Here is a 16800-nt window from a genome sequence, read left to right as displayed (position 1 = left end):
GGCTTCAGCGAAAAAATGGCTGAATCAGAATTTTCCCCCATAAGTTCCAGTAACCGGCGATCATGATGCTGCAATCAACTCAACTTTCTCTGGCCGTTCAACTACCTGATGATGAAACATTTGCCAGTTTTTATCCTGGCAGTAATGCCCAGTTGATCACGACGCTGAAAAATGCGGCGATTGGAGAAGGTGTACCATTAATTTATTTCTGGGGATGCCGGGGATCCGGACGTTCTCATCTGCTGCATGCAACCTGTGCAGAAATTAATGGGAATGGTGATTCCGCAGTCTATATCCCGCTTGACCGGCATGAGCAGTATTCTCCGGATATTCTGGAGGGCATGGATCGGATGCCGTTGCTATGTCTTGATAATCTGGATGCGGTTGCGGGTAACCGCGTGTGGGAAGAGTCGCTTTTTAACCTGTTTAACCGCTGGAAAGAGACCAGCCGCGGATCGTTGATCATATCGGCCAGTACTGCGCCCCGTAAACTGGGTCTGTGCTTACCGGATCTGGCGTCGCGTCTTGACTGGGGAGTGTCATTCCAGTTGCATGAGCTGGATGATGAAGGCAAACTGGGCGCGCTGCAGTTACGGGCTGCATTGCGAGGCTTCAAGTTGCCGGTTGATGTCGGACGTTTTCTGTTAAGTCGTCTGTCCCGTGATATGCGGATGTTGTTACAAACACTGGATACGCTGGACACAGCTTCATTACATGCCCAGCGTAAACTGACTATTCCCTTTATCAAGGAAGTTCTGGAGCTTTAACGTTTCAGACTATCATCCACTTTTTTCTGTTCTTCCAGTTCAGCAATGCGCGCATCAATTCGCGCCTGACTTAAACTATCTGCGGTATTTGCCCGGGCCATATGAAGTTGATCAGTCGCCTGATCTATATTGCCGCGTAAAGCCAGATATTCAGCCTGTGCCTGATGAAAACCAGCCTGATTAGCTGTTTGCTGATAACCTTCAGCCAGTAGCTGCCATGCCACGGAAGACTCAGGATTATTACGGGTATATTGATCTAGCAGGCGTATGGATGCATCAGCCTGATTGGCTTTCAGATAAACATTCGCCAGATTCATGATAATGACAGGGTTGTCCGGCATATTCCGGCTTCGTTGTTCCAAGCGAGAAATCGCTTCATTGTATTGCTGCACATCGATTTCCTGATCGGTAAGAGAATCCTGAAAAAACAGATTGTCCGGCAGCTTTTTCGCTAACATTTTTAATGTGTCGCCAGCCTCTGTTGTCCGGTTTAATTTCATCAAAGTCAGTGCCTTACCGTATTGAGCAGCAAGCCATGCGGAAGAATCCGGGTGATTCTTTTTAATATTTTGTTCGAAATAGGCCTGCAGACTGTCTGGACTTTGACGGGTGTACATTGCCTGGATTCGGGCTTTGGCCAGATAAAAATCCAGACTGGAATCCCGGTAAGGTGTTCTGTAACTATCAGCCCGGTTTCTGGCTTCTGCAATCCGTTTTTCGGTGATTGGATGCGTCAGTAACATTTCTGGTAATTTAGATGAATAACGGTTTTCTGCGGCCAGCTTCTGGAAAAAAGTCATCATCCCGCCGGGTTCAAAACCGGAATTTGCAAGCAGTGCTATGCCGATCCGATCGGCTTCATACTCATTATCACGAGTGAAGTTGATGGAGTTCTGCATCGTTAATCCCATGGTGGTATTAATCGCAGCGGCGCCTGCCGTCGGATTCAGCATGGCTAAAGCGATAGAGCCTATCAGACCTGCGACCGAAAGCGGGGTGCTTTTCGCCTGATCTTCCATATAACGGGCGATATGACGTTGCGTTACATGACTTATTTCATGTGCTAATACACCGGCAAGTTCACTTTCTGTTTCTGCATGTAAAAACAAGCCACTATGTACTTTAATTCTGCCTCCAAGGAATGCGGCCGCATTGATAGAATCATCTTTCACCAGAAAAAACGTAAAAGGAAAACGGACATCATTGGCCTGACTAACCATTTTGAGTCCTAAATCGCTAATGTATTCATCCAGAACCGGGTCATCTATTATTGGTAAACTGCCTCTGGCAAAACGCATGAACGCTTTTCCGTATAAAATTTCCTGTTCAACAGATAACGCGGAAACGCCGGCGGTACCAATATCTGGCAACTGAGAATCGGCCTGCGCCACAGAAGAAAAAGCAAGGTAACAAGCGGTACCCAGGCACAGCAGGGATTTTTTCAGATAGCAATAAAGCACAACATTCCCCTTTCTTTGATAATTATCTGTTTTGACATGCCAAAAGTGCGTCATAAGCGATTACACTAGGCAATTGTACGACGAATTTCATGGGATCGGCAGGATGTTAGAAGTTTTATTAAACTGGTACCGGCGGCGATTTTCAGATCCAAACGCAGTAACGTTATTCTGGCTCTTAATTGGCGGTTTTGCCGTCATCTATTTCTATAACGATATTCTGGCTCCAGTGCTGGTTGCCATGGTGATCGCTTATCTGCTGGAGTGGTTTATTCAGCGGTTGCTGAGAATTGGTCTGGGACGAAATATTTCAACCACTATCGTTATGTTATTTTTTATAGGCGTTATGCTGTTAATCGGCATCGGTATTCTGCCGGTAGTATTTCGGCAAGGAATCACACTTATAAAAGAAGCACCTGCAATGCTTTCTCATGCTACAAATCTGATGAAGGAGTTGCCGGAGCGGTATCCTGAACTGGTTGATATAACGCTTATTGAAAGTCTTATTGCGTTGATGCAGGAACGCATCCTGAATAACAGTGCAGTGCTGGTTTCAGTTTCTTTTTCATCACTGATGAATCTGGCGGTGATTGTTGTGTATACGGTATTGGTACCCATACTGATATTTTTTATGTTGAAGGATAAAGAACACTTACTAATCACTATGAAGCGTTTTTTACCGGATAACCGCACATTGGTAAACCGTGTATGGCTGGAGATGAATGAACAGATTTCGAACTACATCAGGGGGAAAGTCATTCATATCCTGATTGTAGGTTCAGTCAGCTATATTGTTTTTGCTTTGATGGGATTGAATTACACGTTGTTATTGGGAGTTCTGGTTGGATTTTCTGTATTAATTCCTTACGTTGGCGCATTCGCTGTAACTATTCCAGTTATTGTGGTTGCTCTTTTTCAATGGGGTATCAGACCGGAAACACTCTATGTATTAGGCGCGTATATTATTATTCAGGTTCTGGATGGTAACGTGCTGACACCATTACTGTTTTCGGAGGCCATGAATCTGCATCCGATAGCCATCATTCTGGCCGTACTTGTATTTGGGGGATTATGGGGCTTCTGGGGCGTTTTTTTTGCTATTCCTCTGGCAACACTGGTTAAAGTAGTTATTAATTCATGGCCGGGAAGTTCCAGAGAGAGTACGTCGATCGGTTCTTATTGATACCCGAGAATCATTTAAATATGAAAATGGCCAGTTTTACACTCGGCCATTTTCTTTTTGACGATTCATCAATACAGCAGGGTGTACAGTTTTTTCCGGTATTTTGATACCAGTGGGTCTGCCCCCATCGTAGCCAGAATATCCTGATAGGTTTTTCTGGCATCACCAAAATTCAGATCTTTACTCAGGATTGCAAACAACATATCCAGCGCTTCCTGTTTACGGCCAGCCTGGCTGTATTGAATGGCCAGATCCTGCTGCAGTTGTTTATTGTCCGGTTCAGCGGCTAACTGATTTTCCAGCGCCCGGATTTCAGGGCTATCTGATGCCTGCTGAGCCAGATCAAGTGCCGATTTGACCTGCTGGTAGGCAGAATCCTGATAGACATTAGGAACTGCATTCAGTAATGCTTCCGCCTCATCCAGACGGGCAGATTTAACGCAGGCATCAGCTAAAGCCACTTGTATTTCATAACGTTGAGGCGCAAGTTGTTGTGCTTTCAGCAATACAGCGTAAGCTGCGCCGGCATCACCTTGTTCCAGTAACTGTTGTCCTTCTGCAAAAAGGACGTCTTCTTCTTTTGGCAAATATTTAATCAGCAGATTTTCTACCGCAGATGGTTCCTGTGGCCCCATCAGTGCGTCAACAGGCTGGCCATTCTTAAAGATCACGATAGCAGGTAATGCCTGCAGTCCAAGCTGAATTGCGAGTGATTGCAACTGTGGATCTGCTACATCTACTGTTGCCAATGTAATACTGGTATTTGCCGGGCCAATCAATTGCTCCAGCTGCTGTCCTACAGGCCGGCATTCAGGGAGTTGATCGGCATAAAAGAATACGGCAATCGTTTTTTGCCGGGACGCTTCGAGTAACTCGGTATGAAAATTTTGCGGAGTGATAGTAACAATCATAATGAATCCGGCTTCAGACAAAGATGAGATATATATGGAGGCTGCAGGGGATGAATTTCAAGCTGTTCATTCAGAATATAATAAATTACCGGTTCTTGACGGTGGTTTTGTGTACTGATGGCACACTGCACTTGCGGAACAGGCTCACCATATTCCAGCCAGTAAGTTTGCTGATCGAGCGAATGCTGTTGCGACAGCAGATCTAGTTTATGCAAACCGGCATTTAAACCGTTGCCATGCGCTTTCAGTACGGCTTCTTTTTGTGTCCAGAACCGGGTAAATGCAGTGTGAACATCTGAGGCGGGTAGTGCATTCAGATGCAGATACTCCTCTTCTGTGAAAAATCTTCTGGCGATGGACAGCCATGAACGTTGTCGGGTATGAACTTCACTGTATTCAATATCAATACCAACCGGTGAACCGGAAACGGCAATGGCCAGCCAGTGCTGGCTGTGGCTGATATTGAATTGAAATTGATTTCCGGACAGCTGCAGTTTTCCATGTGGCTGAACTTCAAAGGTCACGGCTTCTGGTGATATGCCAATAAAGTGTCCGAGCACAGCCCGCAGAATACAGCGGCTTAACTGATAGAGATAAGCCTGTTCGGGAGAGGAAATGTTATGTAACCGGTCGGATTCGGTTTCTGATAACCAGCCTGCCGGAAGCAGGACATCCGACATGGTCAAATTACATAATATGACTGGGGTCCCGGATAATGTTTGCAGATTATCCGGGAAGCGTAATTGGTCAAGGTTCATCTTTGAAACGGGTCAGCTCATTCATGACCTGCAGTAACACAGCCATGTTTGGACGGGAGTCATCCAGTAACTGATAATTTTTTCTGGTGTAAATACTGAAATCGCCCTGCCGGTTGAACTCGGTGATCGTTCCTGGTTCGTAGATCACATAGTGTTGCCGGTTACCAACCAATAACCAGTCATGTAACTGGCTGCCAAATAAATTGTTACCGCTGCTATACGATTTATCTTCGTTGTCCACACCCAGCACATCATGTAACAGTGTTGGTGGAAGATCATAATGCGTGCTCAGCTTATCCCAGCGCTGCGCCATTTTTCCTGGCCAGCTAATGATGAAAGGCACATACATCTGATAGGTGGAGTAATTACTACCGGAACCCCAGCTATTGGTGTTGGTTTCGTTAAATTCCAGTCCCCGGTCAGAGGTAATGATGACGATGGTTTTTTCTGATAATTGGCGTTCCTGCAGCACGCTCATGATCTGCCGGAGCTGTTCATCGCTGTAATAGACTGCGTTTTTATAACGGTTAATGAATCGGTCGTGGTTTTCTGGTGTAAACGCCGCAAACGGATTGCTATCCACCAGTTCCGGCTGAAAAGGTCCCTGATAATCGGTTGGAACAGCCAGGGTCGATGGCATGGTAATGTTCAGATAACTAAACCATGGCCGATCACTGGTCTGGCGCATCAGCCAGTTTTGCCAGCTGGTTAATGTCTGTTGATCACTATGAGGTGATAATTCGTTTTTACGCCGGCTGATCTGCCGGACGCCGTGAAAAATGCCCTTCCGGTAAATATCCTGATTCAGACCGTAGCTGGAGAATGCGCTCAGTACATAGTCCTGACGTTGCAGTTCATCGATCAATAAAGGCGCAACCCCTTCAGCATCGAAATTGCTGCGATAAGCCTCTGGCAGCCCATAAAAGAGACTGAACAGACTACCGGGATGGGCATTATCTCCGGCAATATGTTGTGTAAAATTCTGATTTTTTCCTGCAAAATCACTTAAAAAAGGCATCACGGCCGGTTGCAGCATATCACCCCGCAACCCACTGACCACAACCAGCAGGATATTCAGTTTTGCATCCGGTTCTGTGACCAGCAATGGTTGCAACGGATATTTCAAACGTTGCTTCGTGTGCTCCAGTTCTGCAACCTGTGCTGCTTTAGAACGGTATTGCTCCAGATCCAGCCAGCCATGTTTTGATAAGAACGAGCGGGCTGTCATCGGATAGGACAGCGGGAAATTAGATCGCTGCGAAATGATCGGCTCATACAGCTTGGCATCAGCAATGATATACGTCAGGTGTGTCAGCAGGAAACAGGAAACCAGAACACCACTGATCCATTTACCCCAGGCACGTTTTCGCCGCCGCAACTGCATTTTCCAGGTGTAATTCGATATCACCAGTTCCAGCACGAACAGGATAGGAATAACCACGAACAGAAAGTTCCAGTTCAGTTCGGATTTGGATTGAGCTTCCTTGAGTAATAAATCCCAGACGGTGGGGTTTATATGAAACTTGAAAACATGATAAATCTGCGTATCAAGCAGCAATACTGAAAGAACTAAAACTGCGATCACAACCGAGCAATTTCGCATCATTCTCTGATTGGTGATCAGAAAACTGAGTGGGAACAATGTCAGCAGATAAGCGATAAAGCCCACAAATGAGAAATGACCTAGCCAGCTTAAAATCAGATAAGCCACACCCAACTGGGTTTCCGGCCATGGATTGGCCAGAATGTAGCGGCTGGAAATAGCCAGTGCCAGTAGGATGTTAAAAAAAGTGAACCAGTGTCCCCAGCTGATAAGGCGCGAGATCTGGTCGCGTTGGAAAGCTTCGGATTGTGGTCGCAGGATGGCCATATTACTGAATTACCTTTTTGGTATCGGTAATAGATTGTTGTAATGCTTTGGCAAATGAGCTGGCAACATCAGCACGCAGTGCTTCCGGTACTTGTTTGTTGATGATGTGAGTAGCCAGATTACCTAAAGCCAGCAAGCCGAGATCAACAGATGCATTATGTGATTGCAGTACTGTCTGCAGGTCCTGCATTAAAGATTCGATTTGTTCGGTGCTGTATTTTGAAATGATCGGCATGAAATATATCTCAAGTTGCAAATGTCGGATTATGAACGCTATATAATACGCCACATTGCATTTTTTCACTACGATACGACTACAGCTATGAGCCTGATTATTGAACATCTTATTATTCATTCACTGCGTCAGGGCGATAATGGCGCACTGAAAGCAGATACCCGTTCGCAGGAGATTCAGCCAACAGCTGAAGTACAGGAATGGGTGGAGCAACTTCACCGCATCTATCAGCAAAAAGGGAATAAGTCGTACGCCTGTTTTTTGGCTGATACCGAACAGCCGGAAAACCCGTCACCATTCCCGCAATTATTTCAGCAATATCTGGATAAAAACCTGGCGTTTGTTGATTTCACTCATCAGTCGACAAGCGTATTGCTTGCTCAGCTGAATCATTACCAGTATCCGGATGAGGGAGTACTGATTTTCTGTAAATATCAGTTTGTCGGCGTTGATTATATTTTGCTGGGATTGCTGGATTGTGAAACCAGTGTGACATTGACTGAGCAACTGGAGCTGTCGCAGATAAAATATATCGATCTCAGCAAAATGCAGCTGGTTGCGCGTATCGATATTACTGAATATCAGACCAATCCTGACTCCCGTCGTTACATTTCGTTCATCAAAGGCAGAATCGGCCGTAAGGTTTCTGATTTCTTTATGGATTTTCTGGGTGCAGCAGAGGGGATCGATGTCAAACTGCAAAACCAGTTGTTGATCCAGGCGGTAAATGAATACTGCCAGCAAGTGGAAATGCCGTCTGAAGAGAAAGCCGCCACGAAGAAACAAATTGCCGATTACTATAAAGAGCAAAGCGAAGAGGGGGCGGATATCGCCGTTAAATCGGTCGCCGAGTATTTGCCGAAGCAGAGTGATGGTGGGGATTTTTACGCTTTTATCAGTGATTCGTATGATCTGGATGAGGAGTTTCCGGTTGCGACTACGGCACTGCGTAAACTGACCAAATTTGTGGGTTCCGGTGGCGGATTAAATATCAGCTTTGATGAAAAACTGCTGGGCGAACGGATTGCCTACGATGCAGAAAGCGACACGCTGACTATCAAGGGAACACCACCGAATCTGAAGGATCAGCTATTGCGCATGCTCAAAGCGCAGCGATAATGGCTATGCCCATTGCCAGCAGCGGGATGGTGTAATCAGGGCTGGCAATGGTATATCCCATATCTCGGTCGGAATCGCTTCAACCTGCTGGCAATCGTGCGCCAGTCCGACCGGGAAAGGTCGGCCGCTGTGCTGCCAGTTTTCCAATGTCCGATCATAAAAACCACCACCCATACCCAGGCGATTACCTTCAGCATCAAAAGCCACTAACGGCGTGAAGATAATGTCGATCTCATGTTTCGGTACAATATTGCTGGTATTCATTTCCGGTTCCGGGATCCGGAAACGGTTCAGCAGCATGTTGGTCTCTGGTGTATAGGACAGAAACAGCAGATGGCCTTCATGAAAAGGATGCAGGACAGGCAAACAGACCTTTATCTCGTTTTGCCAGCACCATTCAATCAGCGGTTGGGTATCCAGTTCACCATCACAGGCCAGATAAAGGGAAATACAACGAGCCTGATGTTTTTGCAGAAAAGGTACAACGTGCGTGACTAATTGCCGGGATGCATGTTGCTGAGCCTGAGAACTGAGTTCCCGGCGGCGGGTTCGGACGGTAGTACGAAGAAAATCACGATCAATGAGAGTCATAGGAAGTGAGGTCCCGGGGTGCCGTTGCAGGCTTTGGTCCTTGAACCCGAGAGTTCAAGGCGGAAATCTGACTGCCAGTCTCAGGCTTCCCGGTCGGGCCGGGCATGCACACTGACTAGCGAGCGACTTCCTGGCAAAAAAATTATCGGCTCAGGGACATAAGCCCACTGACGCACACCCCAGGAAAAATTTTCGTTCAGTTACAATCATCTACGGACAACTTACTTTGTTCTTTCAGTGCTTCCTGAATAACATCGTTAAGCTGTCTGATGCGCTGTTCCATACTCTCAGAGTATTGTTGAATGCGATTTTTTTCAAGTAATAATTCGTGACTCAGGTTCAAAGCTACCATAATAGCCAGCTGTTCATTGCTGCTACCACGGGCCCGGATACGCAGATCTCCCAGCGCATCGTTCAGTCTTTGTGCTGCCTGCCGTAACAGCAGATATTGATCTGGCTGACAAGAGACCCGGTACGCGCGCCCCAGCACATTGATTTCTACGGATTCCAAAGACTCTGTCATGTCGATAATTCGTTCTGTGCCATTTTATGGCTGTAAATAACGGGCGACTATATAACTGCGATCTGCAACTTGCAAGCGTTCTCACTGGTGACAGTCGGCTGTGAATGTTAGGATCAGTTATCCGGTAGCGGTTTCCTTTTTTCCGCTGCGCAATCTCGATGGTTTAATGTATGAATAATAATATTTTTCAGGAATATGTGCAGGCTGAACAGCTGCTGGAGCAGAATGATGTGATGGCTTCTCCGGCAGAGCTGCATGGTATTGTTTGTGGTCTGCTTTGTGGCGGTGTACAGGCAACAGGTAAACAGTGGCTGACGGAGTTTAATTCGCTGGTTAATGATAGTTTGCCGATGCCTGCTGCTGTGCGTAGCTGGCTGGAGCAGTTGTTTTTACTGACCCAGTCTGCGCTGACCCAGCAATCCGGACTGGAGTTACTATTGCCGGATGAAGATGGTCCTCTGGATGAGCGTCTGCAGGCAATCAGTGAATGGGTACAGGCATTCCTGGCCGGGTTTGCCGTGATGCAGCAGGATCTGAATCGCGCTTCTGAAGAGTTGCAGGAAATGATCGGCGATTTCAGCAACATCACGCAGCTTGATGACGAATTCGAAGAAGACGAAGAAAATGAAGCGTCTTATTTCGTGTTGTATGAGCATGTAAAACTGGGTGCCATGCTGGCATTTGAAGAATTTGGCCAGTTTCCACCCCAGGCTGAAAAGCGTCCTACCTTGCACTAAGCGGGGTTCATGTGACTATTCAGATGGCGGAATATGATGTTGTGATTGCTGGCGGTGGCATGACTGGTGCCACGCTTGCTATTGCTCTGGCACAGCTGAAACCGGGCGGTATACCCTACCGGATTGCGCTGCTTGAAGCCAAACAGCCACAGATACAAGCTCATCCCGGGTTTGATGGCCGGGCTATTGCCTTGTCAGCCGGCAGTGTGTCGGCATTGCAGCAGTTAGGTCTGTGGCCGGACTGGCAACCTGTGGCTCATGCTATCCGTCATATTCATGTGTCCGAAAAAGGTCATGCAGGCCGGGTTACGCTGGATGCCGGGGAGTTTGAGTTACCGGCACTTGGCTATGTGCTCGGTTTATCTGTTGCCGGTCAGCATCTGTATCAACGGCTGAAACGTTTTTCCAATATCACGCATTATTGTCCCGCCAGTCTGGTTTCTTTTGTGCAGAAACCGGATGCCGTCATGCTGAACCTTTCTTCCGGCGAACAGATCTCAGCCCGGTTACTGGTTGGTGCCGAGGGCGCACAGTCGGTTATTCAGCAACAACTGAATTTGCCGATCCGGCAGCACGATTTTGCGCAGAATGCGGTGATCACCACGCTTGAGGTTGATCAGCCGGTACAATATCGTGCCTGGGAGCGATTTACTGGAGAGGGGCCGCTGGCTTTATTACCGCTGGGCGAGCGTACTTATTCGGTGGTCTGGTGCCGGTCTCCTGATCTGGCGGCCGAAACAATGCAATTATCTGCTTCCGCTTTCATTCGGCAGTTGCAGCAAACGTTTGGTTTCCGTGCCGGCTGCTTCCTGAATACCGGGGAAAGAGCGATGTACCCGCTTTCTCTGCGTTATCTTGCACAGGCAACACATCACCGGACCGTATTGCTGGGCAATGCCGCACATCAACTGCATCCTGTCGCTGGACAAGGGTTTAACCTGGCCATGAGAGATATCATGGTATTACAGCAAGTTCTGCAGGAGACAGCAGATCCCGGGGAATATTCTGTCTTGCTGAATTACCGGCAACAACGTGAAGCCGATCAGCAGCGGACGATCTGGCTGACCTCGTCATTGGCATCATTGTTTTCTGAGCCGGCTTTCCCGCTGGTCATCACTCGTCAGCTCGGACTTATGCTGATGAATCATATACCCTGCTTAAAAGAGGGACTGGTACAACAGGCTTTAGGACACCGATTATGAAGATGCTGGATCTGGTTATTGTTGGTGGCGGAATGGTGGGGCTCGCGCTGGCGTCAGCCTTGCGTAACAGCGGGTTGCGTATCGCAGTCGTTGATAAGAAGTTACCCTCAGACATAACAGCGGATGCTGCCACCCGGGTCAGTGCGCTTAATCTTGCCAGTGAGCGCTTTCTCAGTCGTATCGGAGCTTGGCCATTATTAAGCCGGAAACAATATTTTTCCGCCATGTCGGTTTGGGAAAGAGACAGTTTTGCTCATTTTGATGTCGATGCCAGCCAGTTTGAGCAACAACATCTGGGCCATATCGTGGAAAACAATGTGGTACAGCAGGCATTGCTGGCCACGCTACAGGATTCTGCGGTCGAGCTGCTGATCCCGGCGCAGATTCAGTCTGTTTCCGAAAACGAACAGGGAATAGCCCTGGTGCTGGATAACCAGCAGATGTTGTTTACCCGTTTGCTGGTTGCCGCCGATGGCGCCAATTCGCAGTTACGGCAACAGTTCCGAATCCCGCTCACCAGCTGGGATTATCAGCAGACGGCGTTGGTGGCAACAATCCGTACCGCAGAACCCCATCAGCAGGTAGCCAGACAAGTGTTTACTCCCGAAGGCCCGCTGGCATTTTTGCCGTTATGGCAGGATAACCTTTGCTCTATTGTCTGGTCATTGCCGTCCTTGCTGGCGGAAGATCTGGCTTCCTGTCAGGAGGCAGAATTCAATCATCGCCTGGCTGCGACGTTTGATATGAAACTGGGATTATGTGAACTGGTCAGTGCGCGGGAATTATGTCCGTTGACCGCGAGATATGCCCGGCAGCAGGTGCAATCGCGGCTGATCCTGCTGGGGGATGCGGCACATACTATTCATCCACTGGCCGGACAGGGTGTGAACCTCGGCTTTATGGATGCCGCAGCGCTCTCTGACACGTTGCAGCAAATGCTGGCACAGGGTATACCGGTGGATGATGCCAGAATGCTGCGCCGTTATGAGCGCTGGCGCAAAGCCGAAGCCGTGCAGTGGCTGGCAACCATGGAAGGCTTCAAGCGATTGTTCAGTGGCGATGATCCGATCAAAAAACTGATTCGGGGAACCGGGATGCGGCTGGCTGAATACAGCATGCCACTGATGAAACCATTGCTGAGTAAAGCGCTGGGTACCAGCGGCGAGTTGCCGGAATCAACGCGGTAACCGGTCTGATTTTTCAGCCAGAGAAGAAGGCGGCATCAGCCGCCATAATTACCAATGTGAGGCCTGCGGCTCGGGCCGGTCAGGTGTATATCAACCGGATTGAATGCCTTGATTGCTTCAAAGCAGAAATCGCCCACGGCCTGATGCAGAGAGGCCGGGCTATGGTTGGTTATCAGGATCACGCTTTTGGATAAGTTGCGCCGCCGGCGCAGCAGGTGACCGAGAAAACTGCTCTGACTTTCCACGATGCGGGTTTTATTGGCGCCGATTTCATCAATGATCAGCAGATCGACTTCTTCCAGCGCCCGGCGGTAGCGGTTCCGTTCTTCCTGATCCTCGATGACAGCGAAAAACAGGCGATCAATGATCGACGCCCATTGCTGGAAGATGACGGATTTCTGGCGTTGGGCAATCAGTTCATGCGCAATGGCGCCGGCCAGTGTTGATTTGCCGCTGCCATAGTCGCCATAAATCAGAATACAACTGCCACCGTGCTGTTCCCAGTGCTCAAAACCGCTGATAAACGAATTGGCGGTCTGAATGGCATGCTCCAATACCGGATCGGTGTGATCCATGCGCTCAAAAAGCCAGTCAGGGTTGAGATCCGCCTGCGCGATCAGCTTTTGTATCCGCTGCAGCCGGGTTTCCTGCTGTAATCTCTGAATATCGGCATTGGCCTGTTGTTCATATTCGGTACGTAACTGCTGATAATCATATTCCGGTACCGGAATATGCGATTTTCTGATCCGTTGCAGCCGGTTCAGTAATGCGGCAACCTGGTGACGGGTTTGCTCATCATTATTTTCAGGGGCGACCGGCATATCATCCTGTTCACCGGCAAACGGATCAATGTGCTCACTCATGGTTTTCCCCCTGCTTCAATTGTTGTGCCCGGGCAATCATTTCCAGTGCACGCTGACTTGGTTCACTACTGGTATTCTGTGCGACGGTAGTCTGCTGGTAACCGATATTCTCGGTTTGCCGGCGCTGATAACGACGACTTTTGAGCATTTTAACAAATTTCATCATCCACTGATGCTGGGTGGCAAACCGTTCCGGCCGGCCAAGCCAGTAGGCGATGAATTCTCCCCGATCCTCTTCATCGTAATGAGGATCAATCAAGCCGCAGAGCTGACACAGTCCGGTAAACTGCTCATCCGGTTGCCATTCGGTATGCATGGCAAATGCCGTCTGCGCCAAAGGGGCAGGCTGTGATGTCAGTAATGGCAACAGAACCAATTGCTGGTGATAGTGTTCAGATGATGACGCTGTTGTCTGAAGCTGGATCAGACCTGCATTGCTCAATTCATCAAATAATTGAGTGAGTTGCCGGGCTGTCACCTGGTAGCTGAAACCACCAGGAACAGACGGATCTTCCACGGCCAGCGCGCGTCCGAGCTCAGGATAATTGATTTGTACGGGCTGATGTTGTGCCGCCAGACGACGTAAATGCAGACAATACAATGTTCTGGCCGGATGACTAAGACGAGGCTGATTCAGCAGTAAAAATTCTTGTGGCGACATCGTCATTGTTCCTGAGAGAGTGCATGTATTATCTCTGATCTGCAGGGCCGAATACAAAAGAATATGCGAGACCGTTAAAAGATGTAAATCCTGCACCTGAAACCAGAGAATCGGTGAAACTGTAAAAATTTAAAATTAAGTCAACTTTCACTCCTAAGTGATGTTGTCTACGCTAATAATAAATTCAGGATGCAAGGTATAGTCATGCTGTATAGCACAGCTCAGCGAAAAATATTGATCATTGAAGATGAGTCTGTGTTTCGCATGACGCTGGGTGCTTATCTGCGCAGTAAAAAATTTCTTGTACTGGAGACCAAAAACGGGGCAGAAGGTTTAGCCGGTGTAGCGATGTTTCATCCTGATGTGGTGCTGTGTGATTTGCATATGCCCGGGATGCAGGGACATCAGGTTATAAGCTGTATCCATCAGCGTTATCCTTTTATGCCGGTGCTGGTGATCTCGGGAATGGCCAGGTTTGCCGATGTGACCCGGGCATTACGCGAAGGCGCATGCGATTATCTGCTGAAACCCATTACGGACTGGAATGTAGTCACAGAGGCAATAGAAGAGAGCCTGTTGCATTCGGGGCCTGAAAATCATTACCGGGAATTGCAGCAACACCGTTCGGTACTGCGTAAAGACGATTATATCGCCACCCGGCTTATGCATATGATGCAAAAATCATCCCCGGTGCAATTAGGCCACTGGCAGATAGATTTTACCTCGACCACGCCGTTGCTGTATGTGGACTTCTATCCGGTGGATGATGCATTAATGGTGGTCATTGTAGAGTTATATGCCGGGATGGCCGATGTGGCATTTATTGCTGCCATGATTAAATTTTTACTCGATCCGCCATACCGGCAATATCAGCAAAATGAAAACCAGCTGTTTGATTCACCCCGGAACGTCCTCAGCTATCTGAACTGGCATATCTGTCAGTCAGGCATCCTGTGCAATATTAACTGTTCGGCTTTGCTGCTTTCAGATAAGCCGGAAATGGTCCATTTTGCTAATGCTGGTCTGAGTTCGCCGCACTGGTTAAAGAAAGCGGCTAATTTGTCACTTGGCTTGTTACCGGAGGTTGAATATCAAAACTTTAATAAAGAGGTCAACTTTCCGTTTGAAATGAAGATTCAGAGTGAGATAGAACATGAGCTAGTGCTCCGGATATCGAAGATTCCGCATAGTAAAAGGGCCACATCAGTCGTGGCCCCTTATTAGAAAACGGTATTAATCCAGCGTTTTGATTAATGTTTTCAGGTAGGCTTTAAAGTCGTTTTTCAGTGATTTATGGCGCAGTGCGTATTCTACGTTGGCCTTCATATAGCCCAGTTTACTGCCGCAGTCATGGCTCTTGCCTTTCATCAGGTAAGCATTAACCGGCTGTTTTTCCATCAGCATAGCGATAGCATCGGTTAACTGAATTTCGTCACCAGCACCCAGCGGCGTTTTTTCCAGCAGAGGCCAGATATCAGCTGACAGTACATAACGACCAACCACAGCCAGGTTCGATGGTGCCTTGTCAACCGGTGGTTTTTCAACGATCTGGCTGATTGGCTGAGAAGTGCCCGGAGTCAGCGTTTCACCGTTAACATCAGCGATACCGTATTGATCCACGGTTTCTTTCGCTACCGGTTCAACCATGATCTGGCTAACGCCGGTTTCGCCAAACTGTTTCACCATGTCAGCCAGGTTATCTTTTGTCAGATCACAGGCTGCATCGTCAATCAGTACATCCGGCAGCAGAACGACAAAAGGATTATCGCCTACCAGCGGATGCGCACACAGAATCGCGTGACCCAGACCTTTGGCTTCACCCTGACGCACGTGCATGATGGTGACGTCTTTAGGACAGATATTCTGGATTTCAGCCAGTAATTGGCGTTTAACACGTTTTTCCAGTGTAGCTTCTAATTCAAAGCTTTTATCGAAGTGGTTCTCAATGGAGTTTTTACTTGAATGAGTAACCAGAACGATTTCTTTAATACCTGCAGCGATCGCTTCGCGAACAACGTATTCGATCAGGGGACGATCGACAACCGGCAGCATTTCTTTTGGAATCGCTTTGGTGGCTGGCAGCATACGGGTTCCCAGACCCGCAACAGGTAATACCGCTTTACGAACTGTAACTGGGGTGGTGCTCATTGTTAGTCCTTGTAATATACAGACAAGCTGCCGCTATGATAACCGACTTCTGGTGGTTTGACAGGTCAATTTTCAGTAGTCGGTATAAGGTTATTCCGGCGTCAGTAGCGGCGTTTTATCAAGCGGTATCGGGACGAATGGTTCCTGATTGTTAAGAGATTGAGCCGGTGTTGAGTGAATGGTTAGTCGGGCCAGGTTGGCTGCCAGTAATTTCGGCCCGATACCTTTCACGGCATCAAGTTCTTCAATACTGCGAAAACCGCCGTGTTGCTGCCGGTAATGAATGATGGCTTCCGCTTTTTTCTTGCCGACACCTTTCAGCGTCATGAATTGTTCAGCGGTTGCGGTGTTCAGATCCACCGGTTCCTCATCACTGCTTATAATCGAATCGTTATTTAAGCCGGTGATTTGGTTTTCAACTGCCAGTGCCATATTGGCAATAAACGGTAATCCGGAAAGTAATAATGTAAATATGGCCTTCCTGGCCATATGAGTTCTCTTGATCATCTAAACGCTCCCGAGACGGTGATGCAGGCATCATCAGCCAGAAAAGCAGGAGTGAATACTGCCAGTTATGGCAGCATTCGC

At 48.0% G+C, this 16800-nt stretch carries 18 protein-coding genes and 1 other RNA gene; 7 read left to right on the top strand and 12 right to left on the bottom strand.

Going from position 1 to position 16800, the window contains the following annotated elements; all coding sequences use genetic code 11:
* The first annotated feature begins 65 nt into the window (after positions 1-65).
* Complete coding sequence (gene hda / locus HNR75_RS11140; protein WP_188027046.1) at positions 66-767, top strand: DnaA inactivator Hda; 702 nt, start codon at positions 66-68, stop codon at positions 765-767.
* Here the strand turns inward: hda and bepA are convergent.
* Positions 764-2227: a beta-barrel assembly-enhancing protease gene (gene bepA / locus HNR75_RS11135; RefSeq protein ID WP_425506788.1), complete on the bottom strand. Its 1464-nt coding sequence runs from the start codon at positions 2225-2227 to the stop codon at positions 764-766. The genes hda and bepA overlap by 4 nt on opposite strands.
* Before the next feature lie 103 nt (positions 2228-2330).
* On the opposite strand from bepA, the gene HNR75_RS11130 reads away from it, so the two are divergent.
* Positions 2331-3407, top strand: a complete 1077-nt coding sequence (locus HNR75_RS11130; RefSeq protein WP_188027044.1) for an AI-2E family transporter — start codon at positions 2331-2333, stop codon at positions 3405-3407.
* Positions 3408-3475: 68 nt separating this feature from the next.
* On the opposite strand, the gene HNR75_RS11125 is transcribed toward HNR75_RS11130, so the two are convergent.
* The 4 genes from HNR75_RS11125 to HNR75_RS11110 form a co-directional block, all read right to left on the bottom strand.
* On the bottom strand, positions 3476-4318 hold the full coding sequence (locus tag HNR75_RS11125; protein ID WP_188027043.1) for a tetratricopeptide repeat protein: 843 nt from the start codon (positions 4316-4318) through the stop codon (positions 3476-3478).
* Entirely contained in the window at positions 4315-4998 is a 684-nt protein-coding gene (locus HNR75_RS11120) for a 4'-phosphopantetheinyl transferase family protein (protein WP_188027042.1), read from the bottom strand. The genes HNR75_RS11125 and HNR75_RS11120 overlap by 4 nt, the downstream gene beginning before the upstream one ends.
* A 67-nt stretch (positions 4999-5065) precedes the next feature.
* Positions 5066-6946, bottom strand: coding sequence for a DUF3413 domain-containing protein (locus tag HNR75_RS11115; protein WP_188027041.1), 1881 nt, complete (start codon positions 6944-6946; stop codon positions 5066-5068).
* A gap of 1 nt (position 6947) precedes the next feature.
* The gene (locus tag HNR75_RS11110) at positions 6948-7181 is read right to left on the bottom strand and encodes a YejL family protein (RefSeq protein ID WP_188027040.1); all 234 of its coding nucleotides are present in this window, start codon (positions 7179-7181) and stop codon (positions 6948-6950) included.
* 87 nt (positions 7182-7268) lie between these two features.
* Here HNR75_RS11110 and yejK point away from each other — a divergent pair, with 87 nt between their 5' ends.
* The gene (yejK, locus tag HNR75_RS11105; protein ID WP_188027039.1) at positions 7269-8300 is read left to right on the top strand and encodes a nucleoid-associated protein YejK; all 1032 of its coding nucleotides are present in this window, start codon (positions 7269-7271) and stop codon (positions 8298-8300) included.
* A gap of 3 nt (positions 8301-8303) precedes the next feature.
* On the opposite strand, the gene HNR75_RS11100 is transcribed toward yejK, so the two are convergent.
* From HNR75_RS11100 to zapA, 3 genes are all read right to left on the bottom strand, one after another.
* Positions 8304-8891: a 5-formyltetrahydrofolate cyclo-ligase gene (locus tag HNR75_RS11100; RefSeq protein WP_188027038.1), complete on the bottom strand. Its 588-nt coding sequence runs from the start codon at positions 8889-8891 to the stop codon at positions 8304-8306.
* Between the two features lie 6 nt (positions 8892-8897).
* A non-coding RNA gene (gene ssrS / locus HNR75_RS11095) (6S RNA) lies at positions 8898-9080 on the bottom strand.
* A gap of 7 nt (positions 9081-9087) precedes the next feature.
* Positions 9088-9414, bottom strand: coding sequence for a cell division protein ZapA (gene zapA, locus HNR75_RS11090; protein ID WP_188027037.1), 327 nt, complete (start codon positions 9412-9414; stop codon positions 9088-9090).
* Positions 9415-9584: 170 nt separating this feature from the next.
* Between zapA and HNR75_RS11085 the strand changes: the two genes are divergently transcribed.
* The 3 genes from HNR75_RS11085 to HNR75_RS11075 are packed head-to-tail and all read left to right on the top strand — an operon-like array spanning position 9585 to position 12540.
* Positions 9585-10151: a UPF0149 family protein gene (locus HNR75_RS11085; RefSeq protein WP_188027036.1), complete on the top strand. Its 567-nt coding sequence runs from the start codon at positions 9585-9587 to the stop codon at positions 10149-10151.
* Between the two features lie 11 nt (positions 10152-10162).
* The gene (ubiH, locus tag HNR75_RS11080) at positions 10163-11353 is read left to right on the top strand and encodes a 2-octaprenyl-6-methoxyphenyl hydroxylase (protein WP_188027035.1); all 1191 of its coding nucleotides are present in this window, start codon (positions 10163-10165) and stop codon (positions 11351-11353) included.
* The gene (locus HNR75_RS11075; protein ID WP_188027034.1) at positions 11350-12540 is read left to right on the top strand and encodes an FAD-dependent monooxygenase; all 1191 of its coding nucleotides are present in this window, start codon (positions 11350-11352) and stop codon (positions 12538-12540) included. Before ubiH ends, HNR75_RS11075 begins: the two co-directional genes overlap by 4 nt.
* A gap of 35 nt (positions 12541-12575) precedes the next feature.
* On the opposite strand, the gene HNR75_RS11070 is transcribed toward HNR75_RS11075, so the two are convergent.
* Together HNR75_RS11070 and HNR75_RS11065 are read right to left on the bottom strand one after the other, a co-directional pair.
* Complete coding sequence (locus HNR75_RS11070) at positions 12576-13361, bottom strand: DnaA ATPase domain-containing protein (protein WP_246358898.1); 786 nt, start codon at positions 13359-13361, stop codon at positions 12576-12578.
* A gap of 34 nt (positions 13362-13395) precedes the next feature.
* On the bottom strand, positions 13396-14064 hold the full coding sequence (locus HNR75_RS11065; RefSeq protein ID WP_188027032.1) for a DnaT-like ssDNA-binding domain-containing protein: 669 nt from the start codon (positions 14062-14064) through the stop codon (positions 13396-13398).
* Positions 14065-14268: 204 nt separating this feature from the next.
* Between HNR75_RS11065 and HNR75_RS11060 the strand changes: the two genes are divergently transcribed.
* Positions 14269-15288 carry a response regulator gene (locus HNR75_RS11060; protein ID WP_188027031.1) on the top strand — a complete coding sequence of 340 codons (1020 nt, stop codon included), beginning with the start codon at positions 14269-14271 and terminating at the stop codon, positions 15286-15288.
* Positions 15289-15297: 9 nt separating this feature from the next.
* On the opposite strand, the gene galU is transcribed toward HNR75_RS11060, so the two are convergent.
* Both galU and HNR75_RS11050 read right to left on the bottom strand, forming a co-directional pair.
* Positions 15298-16212, bottom strand: coding sequence for a UTP--glucose-1-phosphate uridylyltransferase GalU (gene galU / locus HNR75_RS11055; protein WP_188027030.1), 915 nt, complete (start codon positions 16210-16212; stop codon positions 15298-15300).
* A gap of 90 nt (positions 16213-16302) precedes the next feature.
* Positions 16303-16719, bottom strand: a complete 417-nt coding sequence (locus tag HNR75_RS11050; RefSeq protein ID WP_188027029.1) for a ComEA family DNA-binding protein — start codon at positions 16717-16719, stop codon at positions 16303-16305.
* Positions 16720-16800 lie beyond the last annotated feature (81 nt).

This window comes from Tolumonas osonensis (assembly GCF_014202415.1).
GTDB classification, from domain to species: domain Bacteria; phylum Pseudomonadota; class Gammaproteobacteria; order Enterobacterales; family Aeromonadaceae; genus Tolumonas; species Tolumonas osonensis.
Note: the sequence above shows the minus strand (reverse complement) of the source record. Positions and strands in the feature narration are given on the sequence as shown.

Coding starts and splice junctions, on each gene's coding strand:
- HNR75_RS11065 (WP_188027032.1), bottom strand. CDS start 14,064: ATGTCGCCACAAGAATTTTTACTGCTGAATCAGCCTCGTCTTAGTCAT.
- HNR75_RS11120 (WP_188027042.1), bottom strand. CDS start 4,998: ATGTCGGATGTCCTGCTTCCGGCAGGCTGGTTATCAGAAACCGAATCC.
- HNR75_RS11110 (WP_188027040.1), bottom strand. CDS start 7,181: ATGCCGATCATTTCAAAATACAGCACCGAACAAATCGAATCTTTAATG.
- HNR75_RS11085 (WP_188027036.1), top strand. CDS start 9,585: ATGAATAATAATATTTTTCAGGAATATGTGCAGGCTGAACAGCTGCTG.
- HNR75_RS11125 (WP_188027043.1), bottom strand. CDS start 4,318: ATGATTGTTACTATCACTCCGCAAAATTTTCATACCGAGTTACTCGAA.
- zapA (WP_188027037.1), bottom strand. CDS start 9,414: ATGACAGAGTCTTTGGAATCCGTAGAAATCAATGTGCTGGGGCGCGCG.
- HNR75_RS11100 (WP_188027038.1), bottom strand. CDS start 8,891: ATGACTCTCATTGATCGTGATTTTCTTCGTACTACCGTCCGAACCCGC.
- HNR75_RS11070 (WP_246358898.1), bottom strand. CDS start 13,361: ATGCCGGTCGCCCCTGAAAATAATGATGAGCAAACCCGTCACCAGGTT.
- HNR75_RS11130 (WP_188027044.1), top strand. CDS start 2,331: ATGTTAGAAGTTTTATTAAACTGGTACCGGCGGCGATTTTCAGATCCA.
- hda (WP_188027046.1), top strand. CDS start 66: ATGCTGCAATCAACTCAACTTTCTCTGGCCGTTCAACTACCTGATGAT.
- HNR75_RS11050 (WP_188027029.1), bottom strand. CDS start 16,719: ATGATCAAGAGAACTCATATGGCCAGGAAGGCCATATTTACATTATTA.
- HNR75_RS11060 (WP_188027031.1), top strand. CDS start 14,269: ATGCTGTATAGCACAGCTCAGCGAAAAATATTGATCATTGAAGATGAG.
- galU (WP_188027030.1), bottom strand. CDS start 16,212: ATGAGCACCACCCCAGTTACAGTTCGTAAAGCGGTATTACCTGTTGCG.
- yejK (WP_188027039.1), top strand. CDS start 7,269: ATGAGCCTGATTATTGAACATCTTATTATTCATTCACTGCGTCAGGGC.
- HNR75_RS11075 (WP_188027034.1), top strand. CDS start 11,350: ATGAAGATGCTGGATCTGGTTATTGTTGGTGGCGGAATGGTGGGGCTC.
- HNR75_RS11115 (WP_188027041.1), bottom strand. CDS start 6,946: ATGGCCATCCTGCGACCACAATCCGAAGCTTTCCAACGCGACCAGATC.